A 25343-nucleotide genomic window follows, 5' to 3' on the forward strand; every position below is an offset into this window, starting at 1 on the left:
GCTTAACGTTAATTGATTATGAACACGACAAAAACCAGTTCCGCTGCCTCGGACGAAATCGATCTGCTGGCGCTGTTTAAGGTACTCAAATCCAGTTATCTTAAAATCGGCTTTTTTACCCTCTTTTTTATTGTCATTGGCGCCGCTTATAGCTTTTTAGCCACGCCTATTTATCAAGCCAATGCGACACTGCAATACGATAAAATGAGCCAAGTTTCATTGTTAGATCAAATGAGCGACGTGATGCCATTTGCTAATAGTAATAGCCAAGTAGATTCCGAGATCGAAGTAATTAAGTCTCGGATGGTGCTCGGCAAAACGGTTACGGACCTTAATTTAGATACCCAAATTGCACCGGCTGGTTTTTTCGATAAACTTTGGGGAGATAAATCCTCTGTTGCTATTTCCCTCTATTTTGTACCAGAATCTCTTATTGGTGAGCCTGCAATCCTCACTTATTTAGGTGAAAATCGTTATGCGCTTCACATTGATAACCAAACCGTTGAAGGTAAAGTAGGAGAACTACTTAAGCAAGATGACATCAGCCTATTAATCTCTTCAATCAACGCAGAAGTTGGACAAGAATTTACCTTATCTAAAGATGCCCGTTATTCAACCATTGAAAACCTACGTAAAACCTTAGCTATAGCTGAAGTCGGTAAAGGAACTGGCATTATCAGCATGGAAATTAAAGGTACCGATAAAGTGGAAAATGTGCAAATTTTGAATAACATAATTCAAAATTATGTGGATCAAAATACCGAGCGCAAAAAAGAGGTTACCAATAATACCTTATTATTCTTAGATGAATATTTACCAAAAGTAAAAGCTAAATTGGATAACTATGAAAACCAATTGAATACTTTCCGTAAAAAGAATGAATCTATTGATCTGTCCTTAGAGGCTAAATCGGCTCTTGACAGCGCCTTACAAGTTGAAGAGAAACTCAATGAGTTAACCTTTAAAGAAGTTGAAATCCAGCAGCTCTATACCCGCAACCACCCCGCTTACCAATCATTGCTCGATAAGCGTCAGCAACTGTTACGTGAAAAAGAGAAAATCAGCAAAAATATTCAAAAACTCCCTAACACCCAACAGCAGATTGTACGTTTAACCCGTGATGTCGAGTCCGAACAAGCTATCTACAATCAATTGGTGGCCAAACAACAAGAACTCAGTGTACTCAACTCAGGTATTACAGCTGATGTGCGTATTATTGACTCCGCGGAATCTCAACCCAATGCAGTCGCCCCTAAAAAGGCGTTAATACTTGTTCTTGCCACTATCCTTGGCTTTATTGTGGGCTGTGCGTATGTGATTGCCCGTGAGTTCTTCAATAATAAAATTAAAGGTACTGAGGATATCGATGCGCTAGGCGTTAACGTCTATGCCACCATCCCATTCTCTACCTATGAGAAAAAACTGATTGCCGAGGGCAATAAACATCCTTTGGCGTTAGAAAACCCTGCCGATACGGCTGTAGAAGCCATTCGTTCTTTACGAACTAGCGTTTACTTCTCGGTGATGAACCAAGGGAATAACCTTGTGATGATTACCAGTGCTTCACCAGGTGTCGGTAAGAGCTTTGTCACCTCCAATATGGCGGTTGTATTGGCTAATGCTGGCAAAAAAGTCCTGTTAATTGATACCGACTTACGTAAAGGCCGTATCCATAAAGCATTTGGCTTAAGTAATAAAATGGGCTTATCTGATTACTTAGCTCAGCAAGATGCCAACCAGCCAAATATTCATCGTCATGTCATTGAAAACTTGGATGTGATTTGCCGAGGTAAAAATGTCACTCACTCCTCTGAGCTTTTAATGGGGGAACGCTTTAAGCATTTACTCGACACGATGAAAGGTCAATACGATATTGTGGTTATCGATACTGCCCCAATCTTAGCGATCACTGACGCTGCAATTATCGGTAAATATGTCGGTACCTCACTGCTTATTGCCTACTATGGTGTCAATACCGTAAAAGATGTTGAGCTATCACTAAAACGCTTTAAACAAAACGATATCGAAATTACTGGCGTGATCCTCAATGGTATCGATGCGAAATCAGACGACTATAACTATGTTTATGAATATTAATCGCATTTAAATGTAGATGAAGCAAACAAAAGTGTTAGTCACAGGCGGCCTTGGCTACATTGGTAGCCATACCTGTGTACAGATGATTGAACAAGGCATGCAACCCGTTATTTTGGATAATCTCTGCAATGCTAACCCTGAGGTTTTAAAACGTATTGAAACTATCACAGGTACAAAACCCGTGTTTTATGTCGGTGATGTTCGTGATGCCGCGATTCTGGATACGATTTTTGCTGAGCACCAGATCACATCGGTGATCCACTTTGCTGGGCTAAAAGCCGTTGGTGAGTCAGTTCAAAAGCCAATTGAGTATTATGATAACAACGTCAATGGCACCTTAGTGTTAGTCTCTTGTATGCAAAAAGCCGGTGTGAAGAGTCTTATTTTTAGCTCATCAGCCACTGTGTATGGCGAACCAGAACATATTCCATTAACGGAAGAAGCGTCTGTTGGTAATACTAATAGCCCCTATGGCACCAGTAAGTATATGGTTGAACGTATTTTATCTGACTTAGTCGTTTCCGATCCGACATGGTCAGCTGTGTTGCTTCGTTATTTCAATCCAGTCGGTGCACATAGCTCTGGTTTGATGGGAGAAGATCCTAATGGCATTCCAAATAATCTAACACCGTTTATTGCTCAGGTTGCGGTAGGCCGCCGACCAGAGCTCACTGTATTTGGGGGAGACTATCCAACCAAAGATGGTACAGGTGTGCGTGATTATATTCATGTCATGGATTTAGCCGATGGACATATTGCAGCCTTAAATTGTGTTAGTCAAAAAGCAGGTTTGCATATTTATAACTTAGGCACAGGTACAGGCACTAGCGTATTTGAAGTTATTGCTGCTTTTGAAAAGGCTGTAGGCAGACCCATTCCTTATAAAGTCGCAGAACGCCGCCCTGGTGATATTGCTGAGTATTGGTCAACCCCCGCTAAAGCACAACATGATCTTAATTGGACTGCCAAATACTCTATTCAAGATATGGCTAACGACGTTTGGCGCTGGCAATCTCAAAACCCTAATGGCTATAAGCAATAGTCGTTAGCTAGCGTCGATTCACATAAAGCGGGTTCCATATCGAACCCGCTTTTTTATTGCGCTCATTTTAGTATTCACAATGACATGCAACTTGCATCATTTGCGCGTAAAATCCTTTACCACTGTTTCATTTAAATTTACTGTTTAACACAGTCATTCGTTATGCCACATATTGTTTTATTCGAACCTGAAATTCCGCCAAATACGGGCAATATCATTCGCCTTTGTGCTAACACAGGCTTTAGCTTACACCTGATCCATCCGTTAGGTTTTACTTGGGATGACAAGCGGCTACGCCGTGCGGGTTTAGACTATAGTGAATTTGCTGACATCAAACACCATCATGATTATTTTGCTTTCTTAGCAAGCGAAGGATTAAATCCAGATAATAATCAATCTGCTCGTGGTGCCCGTGTCTTTGCGTTAACCACTAAAGGTAAACCAAGCCACAGTAATGTGAGTTATCAACAAGATGATTATTTAATGTTTGGTCCTGAGACGCGAGGACTACCGCCTTACGTCCTCGATAATATGCCAATGGAACAAAAAATTCGTATCCCGATGTTGGCAGATAGCCGTAGTATGAATCTATCAAACTCAGTCGCCGTGGTAGTGTTCGAGGCATGGCGACAATTGGGTTACGCAGGAGCATTATTACGCGACTAATTTAGCAGCATGCATACTGAACTTTCCTTATAACGCCACTATACTTGTACAGAATAAAGTACAAGTATAGTGGGGTAAATGAAAACAATTTCATTTAGTGAGGCTAGAAATAATCTAAAATCGGTATTAGATAGAGTTGTTGATGATGCAGATACAACTATCATCACTCCTCGTGACTCAGAGGATGCTGGAGTTATGTCTTTAGAGTATTACAATAGCCTAATGGAAACGGTTTATTTATTACGCTCACCAGCAAATGCCGAACATTTAAATAAATCAATTGCTCAATTTAAAGCCGGAAAAGTAAAGAAAAGAGAGCTTATAAATAAGTAGATTTTTAATATGGACTGACCAAGGATGGGAAGACTATCTATACTGGCAAACCCAAGACAAAAAAAACGCTCAAACGTATTAATAATACTCATTGACGAGACTAAAAGAACACCTTTTTATGGGATAGGAAAACCAGAACCACTAAAAGAAAACTTAGCTGGCTTCTGGTCTAGACGAATAGATGAAACAAATAGGCTCATTTATTCAATAGACGATGAGGGTTTAACTATTATTGCTTGTCGTTATTATTAAAAGGTTCAACAAATTGTGATACAGTAACATGAAATAACTCATCTGTATGGCTAGTGTATTCATCCATATCTTTTAGCCGTTTCAGCTCAGATACAATAATGACTCTTCTCAAATCCCATCACCGTCTTCAAAACCATAAATCGAGCCATTAAAGTTTTGGTCCATCTCTAACGATGGCTTATCACTATTTGGTTTACCGACGACACGAGCAGGTACACCCGCTACCGTAGTATGAGGAGGAACGGGGTGAAGGACAACTGAACCCGCGCCTATTTTTGCACCACGCCCAATCTCAATATTACCAAGGATCTTCGCTCCCGCACCGATCATCACGCCTTCACGAACTTTAGGGTGACGGTCACCGCAAGTCTTACCCGTACCGCCTAAAGTCACGGATTGCAGAATAGAAACATCGTTCTCAACAACCGCCGTTTCACCAATCACAATTCCTGTTGCATGGTCTAACATGATGCCACAACCAATGCGAGCGGCTGGGTGAATATCGACAGCAAAGGTGACTGAAATCTGATTTTGCAAATAAATGGCAAGTGCTTGACGACCTTCTTTCCATAGCCAATGCCCGATACGATAGGCTTGTAACGCATGGAAACCTTTCAGGTATAACAGAGGAGTAGAATATTTATCAACCGCCGGGTCACGCAGACGCACGGCGGATAAATCCATCGCAGCAGAAAAAATCATTTGTTCGTCATTACGATAGGCTTGTTCAACAATTTCTCTCACTTCCATGGCTGGCATGATAGGTGAACTGAGTTTGTTGGCTAGCATATAACTGAGTGCACTACCTAAGTTATCGTGCTTAAGCAAGGTTGCATTAAAGAAACTGGCTAACAGAGGCTCACAATCGGCAAGTGACTTTGCTTCATCTTTAATGAATCCCCAGATTCTATCCAATTCTTCTCGCGACATAATGACTCACTTAAAATTTGATTTTTTAGTCCTTCGATGTTGGCATGTCAGCAATTTCATCTTTAGTCGCTCGCCCTAATAGCGCTTGTGCTGCTTCTAGGACATTTTTTTGGCGATAAAGGATTTGATAAATTTGCTCCGTGATTGGCATCTCAACCCCTGCACGCTCAGCAAGTGCCTTCACTTCTTTGGTATTGCGATAACCTTCCACCACTTGGCCAATTTCTTTTTCAGCTTCACTCACACTAATACCATCGCCAAGCATCATGCCAAAGCGACGGTTACGTGATTGATTATCGGTACAGGTTAACACTAAATCACCCAGTCCCGCCATGCCCATAAAGGTGGAGGGGTCAGCACCTAATGCAGCACCTAATCGACTCATTTCTGCTAGACCACGCGTGATCAAGGCTGTCCGTGCGTTAGCGCCAAAGCCCATACCATCCGAGATGCCCGCACCAATTGCAATCACATTTTTTACTGCCCCACCCAGCTGTACACCAACCATATCAGGGTTTTTGTACACACGGAAACTTTTGCCACAATGGAAAAGCTGTTGCAGTTCATCACCAAATTGGCTGTCAGTTGCGGCAACTGAAATTGCCGTTGGCATACCCGCAGCTAATTCTTTGGCAAACGTGGGGCCGGATAACACAGCAAGTGGAATTTCATTGCCTAATACTTCACGCGCCACATCTTGTAATAAACGCCCTGTATCTCTTTCTAAGCCTTTCGTTGCCCAGATAATACGTGAGTCAGCTCGGAGATAAGGTTGAATTTGTTTGAGCACATCACCAAAAACATGGCTTGGTACTACAATCAAGATATTTGGACTCGCTTCCACGGCACGTTTAAGGTCCGTTTCGAGAGATAAACTATCAGGGAAAGAAACGCCAGGCAAAAATGCCTGATTACTACGTTCTTGTTGTAATTTACGCACATGCTGAGGGTCATGTCCCCACAGCATAACCTGATGGCCATTACGTGCTAACGTAATCGCTAAAGCGGTGCCGTAAGAACCGGCACCGATGACTGTCATTGAAGCAGTTTTCATTAAGCGTCCTATTGAACTTCGCTATTCTGCGCTGGCTCGCCTTGCTGCTGTTGCAAATAATTCATGAACAGAGCATCAAAGTTAACTGGCGCTAGGTTCAGTTGAGGGAATGTACCGCGGCTCACCATGCTAGTGATTGCTTCACGTGCATATGGGAACAGAATATTTGGGCAGTATGCACCTAAACAATGTGCCATTTGAGTCCCATCAATACCTTCGATAGAGAATACGCCAGCTTGTTGAACTTCACACAGGAATGCGGTTTCTTCGCCCAGTTTTGCTGTTGTGGTAACACGCAAAACAACTTCATAAACACCTTCAGTCAATTGGGTAGATGAAGTATCCAAATCCAATTTAATTTCTGGCTGCCACTCGTGTTGGAAAATATGTGGTGCATTAGGTGCTTCGAATGAAACATCCTTTGTATAGATACGTTGGATCTGGAATACCATTTCAGAGTTGTTTTGTTCTGACATAATTTTAATACCTTTTAACTTCCATATGAATTTGACTGTATAGACCGGCAGACGTTCAAATAATGTGTTACCACACAAATGTTATCGTTAGGTTTATTACAATTTACATGTCGGATAAATTACTTCTTACCACGAGCTAACGGCAGATTCTCACCTGACCAGCCAGCAATCCCTTCTTTCAGGACAAAGACTTTTTCAAAACCGTGTTGCACTAAATGCTCAGCCGGTTTACCCGATTCCATGCCACTTGCCGAAACCACAATTATTGGTTTTTGCTTGTGTTTTTCTAGCTCACCTAAATTATTCTCTTTAATTTCAGATGGCGTTAAATTGATAGAATCAATAATATGCCCTTTGCGGAAGTCGTCACGTGTACGCAAATCCACAATGACGGCTTCTTCTTTATTAATCAGAGCAATCGCCTGTGCGCGCGTGATCACTTTTGATTTAGAGAACAGACCTTTAAAGGTCATTACGACCACCGCGACAAATAGCGCGATCCAAACCAGACTCAACAACATGTTCCGGCTGACGAATTGCATGATTTCTTGCATCATGGGGGGCAATCACTCCCGTTAGTTAAAAACGAATATCAAAGGGTTCAGAGTATACCTTTGTGTTGAGCTAATTACAGCCAGTTAGCGCAAACTAGATGGATTTTTTTGCGAAACAGTACGCAGAAATAATCTCTTTTCCCAACAAAATATCATTTGTCTATCAAGATAGACACTTTTGCTATTTTACCATAAGCCCTAGTCGTCACCAAAAATAGCCTATGTACAATCCGTATTCGCAAGATTAAAAAGCACCCTAAGTACTAACAGATCCTGATAATATTTGATTTAATGCTACAAAATGATGTAAGACACGATACAATCAGTGGAATGACAAATGATTATGATTGCATCACTACCAAATCGTTTATCTTTCATAAGATAATTGAAACCGCTTGGTTGAATGTTATTTGTTACGATATTCAGAATAGGGTGCTGGTAACTATCGCTATCAGATGAAATAATCAGCTATCGCATTTATTCGAGGTTTTCTATCAGAATGGCCAATAAACATAACCGGATGAAAATAGCCGTTATTCGTCAAGCTATTACCTCAACGCTGTTCGCTTGTGGTTTCATCGCACTCTTGCCGATGCAAGCAATAGCGGCCAATCAGATCACAGAAAACAAAGATCAACTGCAAAATTTGCTGCAAAATATCGCTGAAAAAGAAAAAAGCGTAAAAGACCAGCAGGCCAAGCGATCCGCACTACTCAATCAGCTCCAACAACAAGAAAAAAGTATTTCAGCAGCAGGACGCGAACTGCATAACACACAAGCTCAGCTTAAACAATTAGACAAAGACATTGCTGAGTTAAATAGCAACATTAATCGATTACAAAAACAAAAAAGTGAGCATGAAAAATTACTGGCGGAACAACTCGATGCCGCATTTCGATTAGGTAAACACCAAGGTTTATCATTATTTTTAAAGGGTGAAGAAGGCCAGCGTGAAGAGCGCATTTTGGCTTACTACAGCTATCTCAACCAAGCACGCGAAAAAAATATTAAACAGCTTGAAGCCACGACTCTGGAACTTAATCAGCAAAAGCAACTTGAACAGAAAAAACAAGCTGAACAAAAAACAGCCTTAGCACGTCAGCAACAAGAAAAACGTAAATTAGATAATGCGCAAGCCGCACGTAAGCAAACACTCTCAGCGCTTGAAAGTACGTTGAAAGAAGATCAAAAAAATCTGGCTGTGATGAAACAAAACGAGTCAAGGCTAAGAGATAAGATAGCGCGTGCAGAACGTGAAGCCAAAGCGAGAGCAGAGCGAGAAGCGCGTGAGGCGGCTCGTATCCGTGCGGAGGTTGCCGAAAAAGAACGTAAAGCGAAACAAACAGGTTCAACTTATAAGCCATCAGAGAGTGAGCGTTCACTAATGTCTCGAACCGGTGGCTTAGGTCGTCCTGCGGGGCAAGCTTTATGGCCAGTACGTGGACAGACGCTACATAATTATGGCGATGCCATTTCAGGTGAGCTGCGCTGGAAAGGTATGGTGATCGGAGCCAATGAAGGGACTCAAGTCAAAGCCATTGCAGATGGCCGCGTACTACTTGCTGACTGGTTACAAGGCTACGGCCTTGTTGTTGTCGTGGAGCATGGTAAAGGCGACATGAGTTTATATGGCTATAACCAAAGCGCACTCGTGAATGTTGGACAAGAAGTTCGGGCTGGGCAACCTATCGCACTTGTGGGAAGTAGTGGCGGGCAGGAACGCCCCGCGCTGTACTTCGAAATTCGCCGGCAGGGTAAAACTGTTAACCCTCGCCCTTGGTTAGGTAAATAACCAAGCAAACAGTTAGGAAGATAATTATGTTAAAACACCGGCCTTTTAAGCGACTCATTGGGTTATCTCTATTGATAATGAGTCTTCAGGCTAGTGCAGCACAATTGGCGATAGTCATTGATGATTTTGGCTATCGCACCAAAGAAGATAACCAAATATTGGCACTGCCAACGCCAATCACCATTGCCATCCTACCTGATTCACCTCATGGGCAGCTCGTTGCGAACAAAGCGCATCAACAAGGGCGAGAAATTTTGATCCACATGCCGATGAAGCCACTTAGTCAGCAACCTTTAGAAAAAAATACGCTTGCCCCCTCAATGAGCGCGGAAGAGGTTGACCGTATTATTCAACGGGCGATAAGTAAAGTTCCTCATGCCACAGGCATGAATAATCATATGGGCAGTGAGATGACTTCCAGCCTGCCAGGTATGCGTAATGTCATGCGTTCACTTTCCCGCTCAAATTTTTTCTTTTTAGACAGCGTGACAATTGGCAATACCCAAGTTGCGAAAGCCGCTAAAGAATTTGGCGTTCCCACCGTCCGACGTCATCTCTTTCTTGATAACCATCAATCTGAAGAAGAGACACGGACGCAGCTGAATAAAGCGGTTGCCTACGCGCGTAAACACGGTAATGCCATTGCAATTGGCCATCCACACCCATCCACCGTACGGGCATTGCAGAAATTTTTACCCCAACTACCCAGCGATATTGAGTTAGTTAACGTCAGCACCCTATTAAATCGTGCTCAGCAGCCTCAAGAGCAACAACCACTTAAAATGCAACCTGAAGAGCCTAAGCAGTTGTCAACAGACTCACCTAACGGCACGCAAACCACGCCACCAGCCCCTGTTGAAATTGGCATTTGTGAATTTGAGCTACCGAACAACACCTCGGCAACTCAACTTGAAGGCATTCATTTTTTGATGTTTGTTGTTGAATCCATTTATCAAGATAAAACGTTACGGCCTCTATTATCAAATAAAAAGCCGTCACTGTTTACCCAACAAAAACCTTAATCATCCTGCCAGTTGCTTACACACGCTAGCCACTGGCATTTTTATCATTTATCCCAATTCAATATCACTTTACCTGATTGCCCCGAACACATGATATCAAAGCCTTTCTGGAAATCATCGATAGCAAATTGATGAGTAATCATTGGAGTGAGATCTAGACCAGACTGTACTAACGTTGCCATCTTATACCAAGTTTCAAACATCTCTCGACCGTAGATGCCTTTGATAAAGAGTCCCTTAAAGATCACTTTTCCCCAGTCAATGGCCATTTCAGAAGAGGGAATACCTAATAATGCAATACGACCACCATGATTCATCGTATCTAACATCGTATGAAATGCCGCGGGAGAACCAGAAACCTCTAAAGCAACATCAAAGCCTTCTTGCATACCCAACTCTTTCATCACATCTTGTAGATTTTCTCGCCCGACATTCACGGCTCGAGTAACGCCCATTTTTTTCGCTAAATCCAGTCGATAGTCATTGATGTCAGTGATCACGACATGTCGCGCTCCAACATGTCGGCAGACGGCTGCGGCCATAATACCTATTGGCCCCGCCCCTGAAACCAGCACATCTTCCCCGACTAAATCAAACGATAATGCTGTATGCACTGCGTTGCCAAAAGGATCAAATATCGCGGCAATTTCATCCGGAATATTATCGGGGATTTTAAAGGCATTGAATGCCGGCAGTACAAGGTATTCAGCAAAACAGCCAGGGCGATTCACGCCGACACCTATCGTGTTACGGCATAAATGGGTACGCCCTCCCCGACAATTACGGCAATGTCCACAAGTGATATGCCCTTCACCTGAAACGCGGTCACCAATTTTAAAGCCCTTAACCTCCTGTCCTATTTCAACAATTTCCCCAACATATTCATGACCGACAACCATAGGTACAGGAATGGTCTTTTGTGACCACTCATCCCAATTATAGATATGCACATCCGTACCACAGATTGCAGTTTTACGGATTTTAATCATCACATCATTGTGCCCGAGTTCCGGTTTTGGAACATCTGTCATCCATATACCTGGTTCTGCTTTTAATTTGGACAGTGCTTTCATAGAACGGCCTTATTTAGTTACCATTAAGAAATGACATTCAGTTTTTTACCAATACGTGTAAATGCATCAACAACTCGTAAAATATCGTCCTCTGTATGCGCCGCAGACATTTGTGTACGGATACGTGCTTGCCCTTGAGGAACAACAGGATAGAAGAATCCCGTAACATAAATCCCTTCTTCCAGTAGCTCATTCGCAAAAACTTGCGCCAGCGCCGCATCCCCTAACATCACAGGGATAATGGCATGATCCGCGCCAGCAAGGGTGAAACCCGCTTCAGTCATTTTTTCACGAAATAGTGTCGCGTTGTGCCATAACCGCTCACGTAGCTCATCCCCCTCACTCATCATATCGATGACTTTAATCGAGGCTGCAACGATAGCGGGTGCTAATGAGTTGGAAAATAAGTAGGGACGAGAGCGTTGGCGTAACCACTCAACGACTTCTTTTTTTGCCGCGGTATAGCCGCCAGAAGCCCCGCCAAGTGCTTTCCCCAGCGTCCCTGTAATAATGTCTACTCGCCCCATCACATCACAATATTCATGGGTGCCTCGACCATTTTTACCAACAAAACCAACAGCATGGGAGTCATCTACCATGACAAGTGCTTGGAATTCATCAGCGAGGTCACAGATGGCTTTCAGATCAGCAATCACGCCATCCATTGAGAACACACCATCTGTCGCAATCAAGATATGGCGTGCCCCCGATGCTTTAGCTTCCTCTAGACAACGTCGTAGTTCCGCCATGTTATTATTAGAATAACGATAGCGTTTTGCCTTACACAGGCGTATTCCATCGATGATGGATGCATGGTTTAACGCATCGGAAATGACAGCGTCTTCAGGGCATAATAAGGTTTCAAACAATCCCCCATTCGCATCGAAACAAGAGGAATAGAGAATGGCATCCTCCATACCTAAGAAATCGGCTAATTTTTTCTCAAGTTGTTTATGACTATCTTGTGTTCCACAAATAAAGCGGACGGATGCCATACCGAAACCGTGGCTATCCATCCCCTGCTTTGCCGCTTCGATAAGTTCAGGATGATTAGCTAAGCCAAGGTAATTATTCGCACAAAAATTGATAACGTGTTGACCACCAACGATTTCAATGTCAGAACCTTGTGATGACGTTATTATCCGTTCATGCTTGAATAAACCTTCGGATTCCGTTTGCACTAATTGTTCTTTAATCTGCTGATAAAATAACTCTGACATAACTTATTCCTGTTATAATTCAATTTTTAGAGTTTAATCATAGATACTAGAACTCGCGACAGCTACAGCATAAATAAATCAAGTTTGTAGCCAAGATCACGCTCATTAGCCTATAAAAAATGTCACTTCTAGAATGTTTGTCTATTCGTTATGGTGTCGTCAGCGCAGAGAAATGCTATACTCGTCATACTTCAAGTTGCAGCGTTGTTGACTTCATTCATTCACACGAGTCGCATACTTATATATGCGCCTAGCGACCCATTCACTTATCGCCTAGCTGCACCTCGAAACATTTAGAGTAAATTATGGATAGATTCATGTTCCATATGTCATTAACCACTTGAGGTACACCCGATGATCATTGTCACTGGCGGAGCTGGTTTTATTGGTAGCAATATTGTAAAAGCATTAAACGATGCAGGTCGTACAGACATCCTAGTCGTAGATAACCTGAAAGATGGAACTAAATTCGCCAATCTTGTTGACCTCGATATTGCTGATTATATTGATAAAGAAGATTTTATTGCCGGTATTATGGCTGGTGATGACTTTGGTGATATCGATGTGGTCTTCCATGAAGGTGCTTGCTCATCCACGACAGAGTGGGATGGTAAGTATATGATGGATAACAATTACCAATATTCAAAAGAGTTACTGCACTTTTGTCTAGAGCGTGAAATTCCTTTCCTTTATGCTTCCTCCGCAGCCACTTATGGCGGCCGCAGTGATAACTTCATCGAAGAACGTGAATTTGAGAAACCACTTAATGTTTATGGTTACTCTAAGTTCCTGTTTGACCAATATGTACGTGAAATTTTACCTGAAGCACAATCACAGGTCTGTGGCTTTCGCTATTTCAACGTATATGGCCCCCGTGAAAACCATAAAGGCAGCATGGCAAGTGTTGCCTTCCATCTAAATAAACAGATTAATGAAGGGCAGCAACCAAAACTCTTTGAAGGTAGCGATGGTTTTCGCCGTGACTTTATTTATGTTGGTGATGTGGCAGCCGTTAATTTATGGTTCTGGCAGAATAATGTTTCTGGGATCTTTAACTGTGGAACAGGCCGTGCGGAATCATTCCAAGCGGTGGCTGATGCCGTAACACACTTCCATAATGACAAAAATGTTGCTATTGAATACATTGAATTCCCAGAAAAACTCAAAGGCCGCTATCAGAGCTTCACACAAGCGGATATGACTAAATTACGTGCGGCTGGCTACAAAGCCCCCTTCAAAACGGTTGCTGAAGGTGTTGCCGAATATATGCAATGGCTGAATAAAGAAGACTAATACATACTTTATGAAAATATTGGTGATCGGCCCCTCTTGGGTAGGGGATATGATGATGTCACAGAGCCTATATCGCACAATCAAGGCTCAATATCCTCAAGCACAAATTGATGTGATGGCTCCGCAATGGTGCCGTCCACTATTAGCCAAAATGCCCGAGGTCAATGCAGCCATCCCAATGCCATTAGGTCATGGTGCGCTCGCTATCGGTGAGCGTCGCCAGCTTGGTCTTAGCTTACGCCATAATGGTTATGACCAAGCGATTGTTCTCCCTAATTCCTTTAAATCTGCGCTCGTGCCTTTCTTTGCTAAAATTGCTAAACGGACCGGCTGGCGTGGTGAGATGCGTTATGGATTACTCAATGACCTACGTATATTAGATAAGAGCGCATTTCCATTAATGGTACAGCGCTATGTAGCATTGGCTTATGATAAGCACACTATTCATAGTGCAGCAGATATTCCTGAGCCTATTTTATGGCCCAAACTTGTCGTTAACGAACAAGAAGTTACCGATGCGATGAATGTTTTTAGCATCGATACAACGCGCCCCATCATTGGCTTTTGCCCCGGCGCCGAATTTGGCCCGGCAAAACGCTGGCCCCATTATCATTATGCCGCCCTCGCTGAACAACTGATCAGTGAAAAAGGCTATCAAGTTCTCTTATTTGGCTCACAAAAAGATCATGATGTAGGCGAAGAAATTCGCGCAAGCCTAACAGACAGTGCCAACGAACATTGCAGTAACCTTGCGGGAAAAACATCTTTAGAGCAAGCTGTCAGCCTTATTGCCAGTTGCCAAGCGGTTATTAGTAATGATTCCGGATTAATGCATATCGCCGCTGCATTAGGTAAACCGCTTGTCGCACTCTATGGCCCGAGTAGTCCCGATTTTACACCTCCACTATCCCATCAAGCAGAAGTGATTCGTTTAATCAGTGGCTACCATAAAGTCCGTAAAGGTGATGGGGAAAGTGGCTATCACCAAAGCTTAATTGATATTCAACCGCAATTAGTGATTGAGGCATTAGCGCGATTACACATAGGTGTCGATTAATGCGTGTACTGTTAGTTAAAACCTCATCGATGGGCGATGTTTTACACTCCCTACCGGCATTAACGGATGCACAACTGGCCTTCCCAGAGATTCAATTTGACTGGGTAGTAGAAGAAGGCTTTGCCCAGATCCCAACATGGCACAGCGCCGTTCATCAAGTGATCCCTGTCGCCATTCGTCGTTGGCGTAAGAATTGGTTCTCTGCGCCAATCCGAGCCGAACGTGCTCAATTTCGCCAGCAGCTTACCGCGACGCATTATGATGCCATTATTGATGCACAAGGCTTATTAAAAAGCGCATTTCTGGTCACTCGCCTCGCAGATGGTCCGAAACATGGCTATGATCGCCATAGTATTCGGGAACCAATTGCCAGTTTTTTTTACGACTATAAATATCAAATCAGTAAGCAACAACACGCAGTAGAGCGTATTCGCCAACTATTTGCCGCAAGCCTTGGCTATGATTGCCCCAACACACAAGGTGACTACGCAATCGCTCAACATTTTTTACATGCACCGACGGTCACAACAGATGATTACGTCGTATTTTTGCATTCAACGACCCGTGATGATAAACACTGGCCTGAAAGCCACTGGCGGGAACTTATTGCATTAATGGCGGAAAGTGGTTTAAGAATAAAGCTGCCATGGGGTGCTGAACATGAACGCCAAAGAGCATTACGCCTCGCGGATGGATTTAATTTTGTCGACGTTTTGCCTAAATTAACCTTAGCGGAAGTGGCTCTACAGATTGCTAATGCGAAGGCGGTCGTCTCTGTTGATACAGGTCTTAGCCATTTAACCGCGGCCTTAGATAAACCAAATTTCACCCTATTCGGCCCAACAGACCCTGGGTTAATTGGTGGTTATGGTTTAGAGCAACATGAAATTAAGTCGGATAAACACACGATGGACACTATCGAAGCGGCTACTGTCTTTGCTCAATTAAAAGACTCTCTTTAATCCGTTTACTGCTTATTATGAGCCATCATCGCTTAGTGTAAAAAAATAAGCGGCAATATCGCCGCTTATTGTCGTTTATTTGGATTTCTCAGGAGCAATAAAGCCAAAACACATGGTTTCAGGTTCGGCATCCGGCTCAGAGCGGTAAATAACATCTTCTTTTTCTATCCTGAACTGTGGCCAATATTTACGAACTTTATCAAAGTTTTCATGAGCACAGTCATCATACTTACGCCCCAATAAGATAGCGCCATGCTGGCGAATTTCTTCTTCTGTAATGCCACGGTTATACACATTTGGCGGCATATGATGCTCAAGAGTCCAAGGCTGGATCACATGTGGTCTATCTTTAGCATAAATAATAAACCATTGGTGTAAGTTATCTTCCCCTCCAACATATTTTAAGGGAACCCCATAACGTTGATACCAACGCTCTTCACCTTCTGCAATCAGCGTTTTTACACCAATAAACTTTTGGCCTGCCCCTCGGATATTTGCGGCCTGCACAATGCAGTAGCCTAACAAAACAACGACACCAAAAATGGCTAAGCCAATGAGTGGTTTTCTTAACGACTTCGTTGGCATAACCGTTATCGAACCAATAAATAACGGAGCACAGGCCGCCATAAAGGGTTGTAGCCACTCAGTAATACGACCACCATCATGGAAGGAAAACCAACCATAAATAACGATAAGAGGGAAAAGGACTAAAAAATTTGCCATTCGATTCGCCAGAGTTTTTGGCCAACCTAATTTCCCACCGCAACAATACAAAATAATTGCCGCAATAATTAAAGGATAAAATACGCTTAACGCGGCTTGGGTCGTATGTAAATTAAAACCTGGGTCGATCTGTGAATCTACCCACTTAAAGGCAGAAAAATCACTGGCCATTAGCCAAAAGAAGTTAGGTAGTACAATGGCGAACCAAAGGGCTATCGCTAAATAGAAAACAGGATAGCGATAACTTTGACGAACTTGCTTAACGAATAACGTCAAGAGAAATACTGAGCCTACAAGGGATAACGTGGAGTATTTACCCATTGTCGCTAACCCAGCACATAGCGCGAATAACAGCCACCATGTTGGGTTTTCATAAACAGCACGTAGGAAGAAATAGATTATCCAAGCCCAGAAAGTGACTAAAATATAGTTATCATTATAAGGGATGATATCAAAATTAATGACACCCGATAAATTCAACATGAGCATCGCGAACCACGCTAAATCACGACGTTCTGTTAAATAATAGGCTAATTTCCAAACGCCTAATAAACCGAAGGCAATACCGACAAAATGAATAAAGTACCAATAAAAGCTGTAGGATATACCTAAGTGGATAGCTGGCCACATAAGTGCACCAACAAACCAAGGATTTTTAGGTGATCCCCACTCCCCATTCATCCCCCAGTTAACGGCCTCTACCGTATCATAAGGTACAGTGGGGTCTAAATAGAAACTGGCTAAAATCCATGCAACCGCATAGCCAATGACCCATAAATAAACATATTTGTTTGATGTTGATTGATTGATTGTTGGCATACTGTCTTAAATAATCAAGTAAAGGTACCCACCATCTATTCAGCCCTTTTATAACTTACAGAAACATAAGGCGAATAGTCGTAATGGAAATTAAACGGCAGATTCTACTATAGTTTATAGTGAATAATAAGAAGAGTAGACAAATAGTCATTATCTATTGTCGTTTTATTCAAGTTAAAAAATTCTGAATTAAAGATAATGACTAAAATTATTGTTCTCTAGGAGGTAAATAAGGCTGTAACAGCTTGAGCAACCGTTGTAATGCGCCTTGATTTTCATGCAATACTTCTGCTGCATGACGCCCATAATACAAACGATAATCTTCGTCTGATAAAAGACTTGTCACGGCTTGTGTCATCGAATCACTGTCAGTCACCGTGATTAGGCCATCCGCTTGCTTTAACTTTCCACAAATATCTTTAAAGTTAAATGTATGTGGCCCCATTAATACAGGTAATGCATGAGCGGCTGCCTCAAGGGGATTATGTCCACCGGTTTCCACAAGGCTGCCACCGACAAACGCCAAATCCGCAATTCCATACAGCAACATCAATTCGCCCATCGTATCGCCGATCACGACTTGTGTCTCTGCGGTAGGAACAATCCCCTCACTACGCCGGATGAATTTTAGTCCTGCTTTACGTGTCAACTCTTCCGCTTTGCTAAAACGTTCAGGATGACGAGGCACTAAAATTAATAATAAATCAGGGAACTGGGTAAGTAACTGTTGGTGGGCATCTAAAACAATGGCTTCCTCACCTTCGTGAGTACTCGTTGCGATCCAAACGGGCCGATGTGCTGCCCATTGCCGACGTAATGTGACTGCACGAACAGCAAGTTCCGGTGTCACCGAAATATCAAACTTCAAGCTACCCGTCACATTCAATTGCACCCGTCTTAAACCAAGCTTAATGAAGCGTTCCCCATCTTCTTGATGTTGTGCTGCTACCATCGTGACATTCCGCAACATACGCTTCACGAAACTACCCAGTTTTTGGTAACCCGCGGCAGAACGTTCTGATAACCGTGCATTAGCAATCACTAATGGAATTTGTCGGCGATTAAGCTGATTAATCATATTAGGCCATAATTCCGTTTCCATAATGATGACCAGCTTAGGATCAACGTGGTTGAGGAAACGGAGCATCGAGCCAGGAAGGTCATAAGGGAGATAAACATGATAAACATCATCACCAAATGCGGATACCACACGTTCAGAACCCGTTGGGGTCATCGTTGTCACTGTTATTGGTAATGATGGGTAGTGATGTCGTAGTGCTCTTACTAAAGGCACAGCAGCAAGTGTTTCACCAACAGAGACGGAATGTAACAGAATACCACCTGGCGCAACTTTACCGGCGCAAAAGCCATAGCGTTCTCCCCAGCGTTTACGATACGCGGGAGCCTTGCGACCTCGCACTAATAGACGAATCCAAATGAGTGGTTGGATAAGATAAAGCAGTACCTGATATAAACGCAATAACATTCGATCTGATTCACTTACTAAAATTGGCGCTATCTTAACATAAACCTTTTATGAAAGTGTGCAGAATATGCACCTAAAAATAGACTTGAAATTAACTTAAGCGGCTATTCGTGAGTTGCAACTCCCCTTAATAGTCGATAATGTTGATGATATGCACATATTACTTAATTTAAATTTACATAAATAAGTATTAATAAACAACGAGATAACAATTTATGAAACACAAAGCGATTTACCCTGGCACCTTTGACCCCATAACATCAGGCCATATTGATATTGTTTCTCGTGCAGCAGCAATGTTTGACCATGTGTTACTCGCCATCGCCAATAGCCAACGCAAAAGCCCTATGTTTACCCTTGAAGAACGCGTGGAACTTGCGCAAAACGTTACCGCACATTTAGATAACGTAGAAGTCGTTGGCTTCTCAGAGCTCATGGCTAACTTCGCACAAAAGCATGGTGCCAACATCTTGATCCGTGGCGTTCGCTCAGTCGCTGATTTCGAATATGAATGGCAACTCGCCAATATGAACCGCCATTTTGTGCCTGAATTAGAAACGGTATTTCTACTTCCTTCACAAAGCTTGTCATTCGTTTCATCATCACTGATCAAAGATGTTGCTCTTCATGATGGTGATATCTCTTCTTTCCTACCACCACTCGTTGCAGAAGCGATGCTAAAAAAACTCAATAAAATTTAAATTATTTTTGGCATTGAGGGCAATAAAAAGTACTGCGTTGACCTTGTTTGATACTCATAATCGGCGTCCCGCACATCAAACAAGGTTCCCCTTTTTTACCATAAACAAATAATTCTTGGGCAAAGTAACCAGGCTTACCATCAGACTGTAAAAAGTCTTTCAACGTTGTTCCACCTTGTTCAATGGAACGCCGCAATACTTTCTTAATTTGTGTAACCAAACCCTCTGATTGCTCAAGCGTTAATGTATTCGTGATTTTTTCTGGCGAAATACCTGCCGCAAATAGCGCTTCATTCGCATAAATATTCCCCACCCCGACGACCACCTTGTTATCCATCAGCCAAGGCTTGATAGCAATTTTTCGTTTTGCTGCCTGCTCAAATAAATATTGAGCATTAAACTCATCCGAAAGAGGTTCAGGCCCTAAATGTGCCAAGACAGAGCTCGTCGCAAGGTCGTCACACCATAACCAAGCCCCGAAGCGTCTCGGGTCGGTATAACGCAAAACCTTGCCATCCTTTAATACTAAATCAATATGGTCATGCTTTTCTTCAGGCAACTCTTCTAACAAAATGCGTAAGCTGCCCGACATACCGAGATGAATGATTATCCAACCTTGTTGTAGTTCAATTAATAGATATTTCGCACGCCTTTGAACACTTAAAATAACCTCATCAGATAAACTTTTGATCTGTTCTGAAACAGGCCAACGTAAACGGCCATTACGCACTACGGCATATTGGATAATATTACCGACGAGATGAGGCTCTATGCCTCTGCGGCTGGTTTCAACCTCGGGTAGCTCTGGCATGAATAGATCCTTAAACAGCGATATGATTAATATAAAAATCAAAATACCTTAAACGAACTGACCATGTTAACCCACTGATCAACTGGACATTCAAGTATATGATAAATACAATTCGCCTATTAGCAATCAAAGATCCGTTATCTAACACAATATCGTCACTTTTGATCACCGACAAAAATCTGACAGCAATCGATAGGCAAACTTGTGAATATAAAAAACTATATTATTAGTCAATTTCCTTTTTTATTAGTTTCCCTTGTCATATTGGGTATGTTTACAAATGATACTCAAGGCGTGTTAAATATTTCTGCTGTCTTACTCTTTCTCTATACTGTCTATACCATTATTAAAAATAAAATAAATATCAAAGATGACCTTATTCAGTTAGTTAGAGGACGAAAAGTATTCTTTTTATTTAGCTTATGGTGTATTTTATGCGCGATATTTTTTACTTACTCTCAATTTACACTAGAAGCGCTGAAAGAATTTTTCAATGACTGGCGCTATGTCATTATCATTACGTTATTTTTAATCGCATTCAGAAATAACGAATCAAAATCAATAAAAACAATAAGTTATGCCTTGATTGCTACTTTGGCATTTACTCTTTTTATATCTCCAATATTAAAACAATTTAAAGATAGTGACTTACCTCTATTTTTACAGCTTAGGTATGGTTTTGCTCACTATACAACATTGCTTTTTCCATTTACCTTCGCTGCCTTATTTATTTTTAAAAATAATCTATTAAAAGTAGCAATGTTTATTTTATCCATTTTTGCATTTTGTTTTTTACTTTATACTGGTAGTCGTGGAGGCGTACTTGCTGTAGTTATTGAAACATTAATTATTTTATTTTTGTTTTCTCAAAGTATTAAAAAATTTACTTTATACATTGTTATTTTTGCCATTGCCTCTTTAAGTGTTACAACCATCGCTTATACCACCATTCCTCAAGTAAAAAATAAGATAAACCAAACTCTAGACGCAAAAAACATTTCATCAGGTAGAGACAAAATTGTGATGACACGTTTCCCTATTTTTATGAATCAAACTAAAAATATTCTATTTGGTGTTGGGTATGGTTCTGTCTCTTACAACCAGTATCTGAATGATAATAATGCAGAAAGATTTCGTGGTGGCGGAAAATTTTCACAACGCAAAAATGAATATGTACATAATAATGATGACCCATTTTTCTTAAACATCTTATATAATGTAGGTTTAGGTGGGTTGCTGTTATTTATTATTGCTTATGTTATTAACTTAAAAGATTTAATGAGAAATATAAAATCGCAAAAAAATATTTTAAATGTGGGTATCTTTGCCTCCTCTATTGGCTATTTTTTAATCTACTGCCTCTTTGAATTTATATTTTTAGATATTTTCTTCCTATACAATATTTTCGTTGCTATCTTAATTAACCAAAAGCGCATCCATTAGTCATATTCATGCTGACAATGTCAGCATGATATCAATGAAATATTTTCTTGTTTATATATTCAACTGTTGCTAATAAAAATTGAAAAAACTTTCTATTTTTTCTTAGATGTGATTTTTTGCGAGATAATTGCTTGTAATTTTCGGCTTTGAGTAAGGGAATATTCTTCCAAGGCGAATTCTGTCGTGCAATATCAAAAAACTGATACTCTTTATAGAAAATAGCCCATTCATGAAATGGCTTAGTTAAACCAACAAAGTGAATAAAAACAACATCATTTGGTATATTATTAGTGCTTCTTTTGCTAGTAATATACCAATCTAAAGAAAACATAAAGTTGAAATTTTCACTTATATTAACCAGTTTATCATTTAATAAAATATTCAATGCATCCTGATCTGGATGAGTAAAATTATTATTTTTTACTAATTCAATAACTCTGTTGGGTATGTCTGCTTTCACCATTTCCTGAATCGACATATATAAAAACCCAGAGTTAAAGTATTTGCTCATATCCATAGGCAACTGTTTCTTTTCACTGCAAAATTTATCTTTTACTGCATAAAGGTAAACATGCTCATTAAATTCTAATGTTTTTAGATATTCGAGATTACCTTTACAAATAATATCCGCATCTAAATACAATAATTTATCGATTGATTGAGACAGATAATCAATAATCACTAATCTAAAGTAGATGGCGTGGCTCCAAGCTGGTGATGGCAATGGTAAGCGTTTAAATTCTTGGATGTCGATCAGATAAACCGTGATTTTATGGTAACTATTTGCAATTAACTGCTGAAAAAGATTCTCGTCAACTAAGCTATCAACTAAAATATGGAAATGAAAATGCGTCTCTTTATTGTTAAGGAGTATCGAAGAGATTGATGTACCAACACCGTAGAGGAACTTTTCATCAACCCCATAAGCAATATGAAAATACGCTTTATCACCATCACTAGCTTTGCTACCACTTATTTCAACTAGAGATTTGATCATTTCATGGCTTAACATTTTGTTGACCTTACTGAATATTATTATTCGATACCTGTTTTGTAACCGGAAGACTGTTTTTATTTTCAGTCCAAATCAAACAACTACAGAACATACAAAAATTCTATCATAACCTAGTATCTATTCATAATATTCTGAAAATATATAAATCGAAATGTTAACATCTACAATAATATTGATATACGATAAAAATCAAGACATTATGATGCTACCTTAACTCAATCGAACGCATTCAATATGCTTCCCTATCCAGCATATCAATTATTATCCCTTTCACAGAGGCAAAATTTGTGAACACTATGCATAAACAATGCCTATCATTCACTTTTGAGTAATAAGGGTACCCTTCATTCTCACGACAGACAGTGACTAAGGAAGGATTAATAAACTTCACAGTAAAAACCATTTATTTAGCATATTACTATTTTTTATTTCGAAAAACTTTCATCAACAAGTATTGGATTCCACACAGACAGCCAGCAACAATCTTTTTTTGTTTCAATAAGTGCTTATATTCTTTTTTTCTTTCAACAAATTTACTTGCTGATTTTAAATCATTTTTACACCATGGCGACTGCTCAAGAGCGATATAAAAAGGCTTAGCAGACGGGTAGTTTGCCCAAGTATGCCATGGCTTAGTGATCCCTGTATAATGTATCAACGTGGTATTATCCGTGATCACCTGTTGATATTTTTTATGGCTTCGATCATATAGCTCATTCTTTAAGGTATAAATAGTATTAAAACGCTGATTAAGCTGAACTTGGTTATCCACCAGAATCAAATTTAACACATCCTGGTCAGGGTATTTATAACGTTGCTTTGCATCCGGTGCAGATAATAGTGCTAAACAACGTTTAGTCACTTCATATTCTTGCCATTTTTTTAAATTAATAAACATCACGCCTGAATTAAAGTACCGTGTACTTAATTCAGGTACACCCAACCTTGACCCACTTTTGCTTCTCACCATTTCACTATCAAGAACAACACCACAAATAACTTGGCTAAGAATATTGGCATCTAAATTTAGTTCACTATGACATACTACATCTGCATCGAGATATAGTGCATAATCATAATGAAAAGCTAAATAATCAAGCGCGATCAGCCTAAAATACATTGCTGATGACCAAACGTCACAGGCAGGTAATTTCTCTAAAAAATCGTGATTCAGTTTATACACAATTATTTGTGTTGAAAATTGTTCAGCAATCCATTTTAATTTATCAACAAAATTAGGATTTATCGTATCCAAAAAAAAGTGGAATCTAAAAGATGTACTAGGATTATTAATTAACAAAGATACTGCTGAAACTCCTGCTCCAAACTGGTAGTTTTCATCTGAGCCATAAACGATATTAAGGTATTTTTCATTTAAGTCTTCATCACTATCGTTTAAAACATATCTCTCAGTCACTATGTCATGGATATTAAAATTCATCATTTATCTCCAATAATAAAATATTGTTTTATGCTACTTTTCACTAAAACGTAAATGTTAATTATTTACTAAGCTTAGATAATAAGTACCTAAAATGGAGAAGAAATCCAAATAGATAGTGGCCTTGATTGATATTATGCTTCGCACAATAACGTAAATGGTTGCTACTTTTAGCCTTTAATAATGGTACTTTATTCCAAGGTGACGCTGATCGAGCATCAGAGAAAGGCTTGGCTGTTTCATAAGTAGCCCATTCGTGCCAAGGTTTCGTTGGTCCAACATAGTGAATAAAAATAGTGTTTTGAGTAACAGGATAGTGAAATTGATCTTTTAACTCATAATTTAAGCTAAATTGTGTATTATAAACAGCATCCAAATAAATGACTTTATCTGCTAATAATATATTTAATACATCTTGGTCAGGATAACTAATCTTATGATTAATATTCGTATCCATAAGCAATGACATTGATTTTTTTGTAACCTGATTTTCTTTCCAAGCGGCTAAATTTACATACATCACACCACTATTAAAATAGCCAGCGGATACTTCGGGGAAACCTAACGTTTGAGCCCGTTTTTTCCACCAATTTTCATCCCTTTCAGTGACAACCGCAGCCACTTTATTTTGTAAGTCTAACTGAGTCAGCCCTTCAATCGAATTATTACAAACAACATCGGCATCTAAATACAATAGATAATCTATTTTATTGATAAAGTATTCGGCAACAATAAATCGAAAATAGATGGCATGCGTCCAATTCTTAGTCGTCGGAAGTGTTTTTATACTACTAGAATTAATTATATAGAGGGTGATTTGTACATTATAGTCGTCACTGAGCTCCCTAAACAGAGCTAAATCCGCATCACTAATTGAATCGTCTATAAATACATGAAAAGAAAAATTGGTATGCTCATTGTGCATCAACAACGAGGCAATAGATACGCCACAGCCATATAAAAAATGATGATCAATGCCATAGGCGACATGAAAATAAGATGAAATATCTAAGTCTGACACACCGAGCGGGATAACTTGTTGTATCATTTTATCAAATTCAACGACCATATAAGACCCCAA

24 protein-coding genes and 1 pseudogene are annotated in these 25343 nt (G+C 40.4%); 12 read left to right on the forward strand and 13 right to left on the reverse strand.

The genetic code is table 11. From position 1 onward, the window contains the following. The first annotated feature begins 18 nt into the window (after positions 1–18). From ACWPW6_RS18160 to ACWPW6_RS18180, 5 genes and pseudogenes are all read left to right on the forward strand, one after another. Entirely contained in the window at positions 19–2097 is a 2079-nt protein-coding gene (locus tag ACWPW6_RS18160) for a polysaccharide biosynthesis tyrosine autokinase (protein WP_249999517.1), read from the forward strand. A gap of 16 nt (positions 2098–2113) precedes the next feature. After that, complete coding sequence (gene galE / locus ACWPW6_RS18165) at positions 2114–3139, forward strand: UDP-glucose 4-epimerase GalE (protein WP_163863385.1); 1026 nt, start codon at positions 2114–2116, stop codon at positions 3137–3139. Positions 3140–3301: 162 nt separating this feature from the next. Beyond that, the gene (trmL, locus tag ACWPW6_RS18170; protein WP_154624169.1) at positions 3302–3805 is read left to right on the forward strand and encodes a tRNA (uridine(34)/cytosine(34)/5-carboxymethylaminomethyluridine(34)-2'-O)-methyltransferase TrmL; all 504 of its coding nucleotides are present in this window, start codon (positions 3302–3304) and stop codon (positions 3803–3805) included. Positions 3806–3883: 78 nt separating this feature from the next. After that, entirely contained in the window at positions 3884–4138 is a 255-nt protein-coding gene (locus tag ACWPW6_RS18175; protein ID WP_154624170.1) for a type II toxin-antitoxin system Phd/YefM family antitoxin, read from the forward strand. After that, positions 4131–4390, forward strand: a pseudogene (locus tag ACWPW6_RS18180) (Txe/YoeB family addiction module toxin). Before ACWPW6_RS18175 ends, ACWPW6_RS18180 begins: the two are co-directional and overlap by 8 nt. On the opposite strand, the gene ACWPW6_RS18185 reads toward ACWPW6_RS18180, so the two are convergent. From ACWPW6_RS18185 to ACWPW6_RS18205, 5 genes are all read right to left on the reverse strand, one after another. Next, positions 4368–4502 carry a hypothetical protein gene (locus ACWPW6_RS18185; RefSeq protein WP_257759941.1) on the reverse strand — a complete coding sequence of 45 codons (135 nt, stop codon included), beginning with the start codon at positions 4500–4502 and terminating at the stop codon, positions 4368–4370. The pseudogene ACWPW6_RS18180 and the gene ACWPW6_RS18185 sit on opposite strands and share 23 nt — an antisense overlap. Beyond that, positions 4499–5320, reverse strand: coding sequence for a serine O-acetyltransferase (gene cysE, locus ACWPW6_RS18190; protein ID WP_154624171.1), 822 nt, complete (start codon positions 5318–5320; stop codon positions 4499–4501). The genes ACWPW6_RS18185 and cysE overlap by 4 nt, the downstream gene beginning before the upstream one ends. 25 nt (positions 5321–5345) lie before the next feature. Next, on the reverse strand, positions 5346–6374 hold the full coding sequence (gene gpsA / locus ACWPW6_RS18195; protein WP_154624172.1) for an NAD(P)H-dependent glycerol-3-phosphate dehydrogenase: 1029 nt from the start codon (positions 6372–6374) through the stop codon (positions 5346–5348). Positions 6375–6382: 8 nt separating this feature from the next. Further along, positions 6383–6850: a protein-export chaperone SecB gene (secB, locus tag ACWPW6_RS18200; protein WP_154624173.1), complete on the reverse strand. Its 468-nt coding sequence runs from the start codon at positions 6848–6850 to the stop codon at positions 6383–6385. 119 nt (positions 6851–6969) lie between these two features. Continuing rightward, complete coding sequence (locus ACWPW6_RS18205; RefSeq protein ID WP_154624174.1) at positions 6970–7407, reverse strand: rhodanese-like domain-containing protein; 438 nt, start codon at positions 7405–7407, stop codon at positions 6970–6972. 496 nt (positions 7408–7903) lie between these two features. On the opposite strand from ACWPW6_RS18205, the gene envC reads away from it, so the two are divergent. Both envC and ACWPW6_RS18215 read left to right on the forward strand, forming a co-directional pair. Further along, positions 7904–9196: a murein hydrolase activator EnvC gene (gene envC, locus ACWPW6_RS18210; protein ID WP_154624175.1), complete on the forward strand. Its 1293-nt coding sequence runs from the start codon at positions 7904–7906 to the stop codon at positions 9194–9196. A 26-nt stretch (positions 9197–9222) separates the two neighbouring features. After that, positions 9223–10218 carry a divergent polysaccharide deacetylase family protein gene (locus ACWPW6_RS18215; protein ID WP_249999520.1) on the forward strand — a complete coding sequence of 332 codons (996 nt, stop codon included), beginning with the start codon at positions 9223–9225 and terminating at the stop codon, positions 10216–10218. 44 nt (positions 10219–10262) lie between these two features. Here ACWPW6_RS18215 and tdh read toward each other — a convergent pair whose 3' ends face one another. Both tdh and ACWPW6_RS18225 read right to left on the reverse strand, forming a co-directional pair. After that, entirely contained in the window at positions 10263–11291 is a 1029-nt protein-coding gene (gene tdh, locus ACWPW6_RS18220) for an L-threonine 3-dehydrogenase (RefSeq protein WP_249999522.1), read from the reverse strand. Between the two features lie 23 nt (positions 11292–11314). Next, positions 11315–12511 carry a glycine C-acetyltransferase gene (locus tag ACWPW6_RS18225; protein WP_454210091.1) on the reverse strand — a complete coding sequence of 399 codons (1197 nt, stop codon included), beginning with the start codon at positions 12509–12511 and terminating at the stop codon, positions 11315–11317. Between the two features lie 354 nt (positions 12512–12865). Between ACWPW6_RS18225 and rfaD the strand changes: the two genes are divergently transcribed. Genes rfaD through rfaC form a run of 3 tightly spaced genes read left to right on the forward strand, consistent with a single transcriptional unit; the run spans position 12866 to position 15823 of the window. Beyond that, positions 12866–13804, forward strand: a complete 939-nt coding sequence (gene rfaD / locus ACWPW6_RS18230; protein ID WP_154624179.1) for an ADP-glyceromanno-heptose 6-epimerase — start codon at positions 12866–12868, stop codon at positions 13802–13804. Between the two features lie 10 nt (positions 13805–13814). Continuing rightward, positions 13815–14861 (forward strand): ADP-heptose--LPS heptosyltransferase RfaF, encoded by a 1047-nt coding sequence (gene rfaF, locus ACWPW6_RS18235; RefSeq protein ID WP_154624180.1) that lies wholly within the window; start codon positions 13815–13817, stop codon positions 14859–14861. Continuing rightward, entirely contained in the window at positions 14861–15823 is a 963-nt protein-coding gene (rfaC, locus tag ACWPW6_RS18240) for a lipopolysaccharide heptosyltransferase RfaC (protein WP_196714185.1), read from the forward strand. Before rfaF ends, rfaC begins: the two co-directional genes overlap by 1 nt. A gap of 75 nt (positions 15824–15898) precedes the next feature. On the opposite strand, the gene ACWPW6_RS18245 is transcribed toward rfaC, so the two are convergent. Both ACWPW6_RS18245 and waaA read right to left on the reverse strand, forming a co-directional pair. Continuing rightward, positions 15899–17365 (reverse strand): ArnT family glycosyltransferase, encoded by a 1467-nt coding sequence (locus ACWPW6_RS18245; RefSeq protein WP_154624182.1) that lies wholly within the window; start codon positions 17363–17365, stop codon positions 15899–15901. Between the two features lie 208 nt (positions 17366–17573). Continuing rightward, complete coding sequence (waaA, locus tag ACWPW6_RS18250) at positions 17574–18851, reverse strand: lipid IV(A) 3-deoxy-D-manno-octulosonic acid transferase (RefSeq protein ID WP_249999524.1); 1278 nt, start codon at positions 18849–18851, stop codon at positions 17574–17576. Between the two features lie 215 nt (positions 18852–19066). Here waaA and coaD point away from each other — a divergent pair, with 215 nt between their 5' ends. Next, positions 19067–19552, forward strand: a complete 486-nt coding sequence (gene coaD / locus ACWPW6_RS18255; protein WP_247047210.1) for a pantetheine-phosphate adenylyltransferase — start codon at positions 19067–19069, stop codon at positions 19550–19552. Position 19553: 1 nt separating this feature from the next. On the opposite strand, the gene mutM is transcribed toward coaD, so the two are convergent. Beyond that, positions 19554–20363, reverse strand: a complete 810-nt coding sequence (gene mutM, locus ACWPW6_RS18260) for a bifunctional DNA-formamidopyrimidine glycosylase/DNA-(apurinic or apyrimidinic site) lyase (RefSeq protein ID WP_196714187.1) — start codon at positions 20361–20363, stop codon at positions 19554–19556. Between the two features lie 204 nt (positions 20364–20567). On the opposite strand from mutM, the gene ACWPW6_RS18265 reads away from it, so the two are divergent. Next, positions 20568–21806 carry an O-antigen ligase family protein gene (locus ACWPW6_RS18265; protein WP_249999526.1) on the forward strand — a complete coding sequence of 413 codons (1239 nt, stop codon included), beginning with the start codon at positions 20568–20570 and terminating at the stop codon, positions 21804–21806. A 31-nt stretch (positions 21807–21837) separates the two neighbouring features. Here the strand turns inward: ACWPW6_RS18265 and ACWPW6_RS18270 are convergent, their stop codons facing one another. The 3 genes from ACWPW6_RS18270 to ACWPW6_RS18280 form a co-directional block, all read right to left on the reverse strand. After that, on the reverse strand, positions 21838–22818 hold the full coding sequence (locus ACWPW6_RS18270) for a glycosyltransferase (protein WP_163863405.1): 981 nt from the start codon (positions 22816–22818) through the stop codon (positions 21838–21840). Positions 22819–23239: 421 nt separating this feature from the next. Beyond that, on the reverse strand, positions 23240–24265 hold the full coding sequence (locus ACWPW6_RS18275; RefSeq protein ID WP_272578499.1) for a glycosyltransferase family 8 protein: 1026 nt from the start codon (positions 24263–24265) through the stop codon (positions 23240–23242). A gap of 58 nt (positions 24266–24323) precedes the next feature. After that, entirely contained in the window at positions 24324–25331 is a 1008-nt protein-coding gene (locus ACWPW6_RS18280) for a glycosyltransferase (protein ID WP_249999529.1), read from the reverse strand. Positions 25332–25343 lie beyond the last annotated feature (12 nt).

The sequence above is a fragment of the Providencia sp. Marseille-Q8014 genome (assembly GCF_965112055.1).

Bases quoted from the DNA above. Each gene is read 5' to 3' on its own strand.
- ACWPW6_RS18160 (WP_249999517.1), top strand. From the start codon at position 19: ATGAACACGACAAAAACCAGTTCCGCTGCCTCGGACGAAATCGATCTG.
- galE (WP_163863385.1), top strand. From the start codon at position 2,114: ATGAAGCAAACAAAAGTGTTAGTCACAGGCGGCCTTGGCTACATTGGT.
- trmL (WP_154624169.1), top strand. From the start codon at position 3,302: ATGCCACATATTGTTTTATTCGAACCTGAAATTCCGCCAAATACGGGC.
- ACWPW6_RS18175 (WP_154624170.1), top strand. From the start codon at position 3,884: ATGAAAACAATTTCATTTAGTGAGGCTAGAAATAATCTAAAATCGGTA.
- cysE (WP_154624171.1), bottom strand. From the start codon at position 5,320: ATGTCGCGAGAAGAATTGGATAGAATCTGGGGATTCATTAAAGATGAA.
- gpsA (WP_154624172.1), bottom strand. From the start codon at position 6,374: ATGAAAACTGCTTCAATGACAGTCATCGGTGCCGGTTCTTACGGCACC.
- secB (WP_154624173.1), bottom strand. From the start codon at position 6,850: ATGTCAGAACAAAACAACTCTGAAATGGTATTCCAGATCCAACGTATC.
- ACWPW6_RS18205 (WP_154624174.1), bottom strand. From the start codon at position 7,407: ATGATGCAAGAAATCATGCAATTCGTCAGCCGGAACATGTTGTTGAGT.
- envC (WP_154624175.1), top strand. From the start codon at position 7,904: ATGGCCAATAAACATAACCGGATGAAAATAGCCGTTATTCGTCAAGCT.
- ACWPW6_RS18215 (WP_249999520.1), top strand. From the start codon at position 9,223: ATGTTAAAACACCGGCCTTTTAAGCGACTCATTGGGTTATCTCTATTG.
- tdh (WP_249999522.1), bottom strand. From the start codon at position 11,291: ATGAAAGCACTGTCCAAATTAAAAGCAGAACCAGGTATATGGATGACA.
- ACWPW6_RS18225 (WP_454210091.1), bottom strand. From the start codon at position 12,511: ATGTCAGAGTTATTTTATCAGCAGATTAAAGAACAATTAGTGCAAACG.
- rfaD (WP_154624179.1), top strand. From the start codon at position 12,866: ATGATCATTGTCACTGGCGGAGCTGGTTTTATTGGTAGCAATATTGTA.
- rfaF (WP_154624180.1), top strand. From the start codon at position 13,815: ATGAAAATATTGGTGATCGGCCCCTCTTGGGTAGGGGATATGATGATG.
- rfaC (WP_196714185.1), top strand. From the start codon at position 14,861: ATGCGTGTACTGTTAGTTAAAACCTCATCGATGGGCGATGTTTTACAC.
- ACWPW6_RS18245 (WP_154624182.1), bottom strand. From the start codon at position 17,365: ATGCCAACAATCAATCAATCAACATCAAACAAATATGTTTATTTATGG.
- waaA (WP_249999524.1), bottom strand. From the start codon at position 18,851: ATGTTATTGCGTTTATATCAGGTACTGCTTTATCTTATCCAACCACTC.
- coaD (WP_247047210.1), top strand. From the start codon at position 19,067: ATGAAACACAAAGCGATTTACCCTGGCACCTTTGACCCCATAACATCA.
- mutM (WP_196714187.1), bottom strand. From the start codon at position 20,363: ATGCCAGAGCTACCCGAGGTTGAAACCAGCCGCAGAGGCATAGAGCCT.
- ACWPW6_RS18270 (WP_163863405.1), bottom strand. From the start codon at position 22,818: ATGTTAAGCCATGAAATGATCAAATCTCTAGTTGAAATAAGTGGTAGC.
- ACWPW6_RS18275 (WP_272578499.1), bottom strand. From the start codon at position 24,265: ATGATGAATTTTAATATCCATGACATAGTGACTGAGAGATATGTTTTA.
- ACWPW6_RS18280 (WP_249999529.1), bottom strand. From the start codon at position 25,331: ATGGTCGTTGAATTTGATAAAATGATACAACAAGTTATCCCGCTCGGT.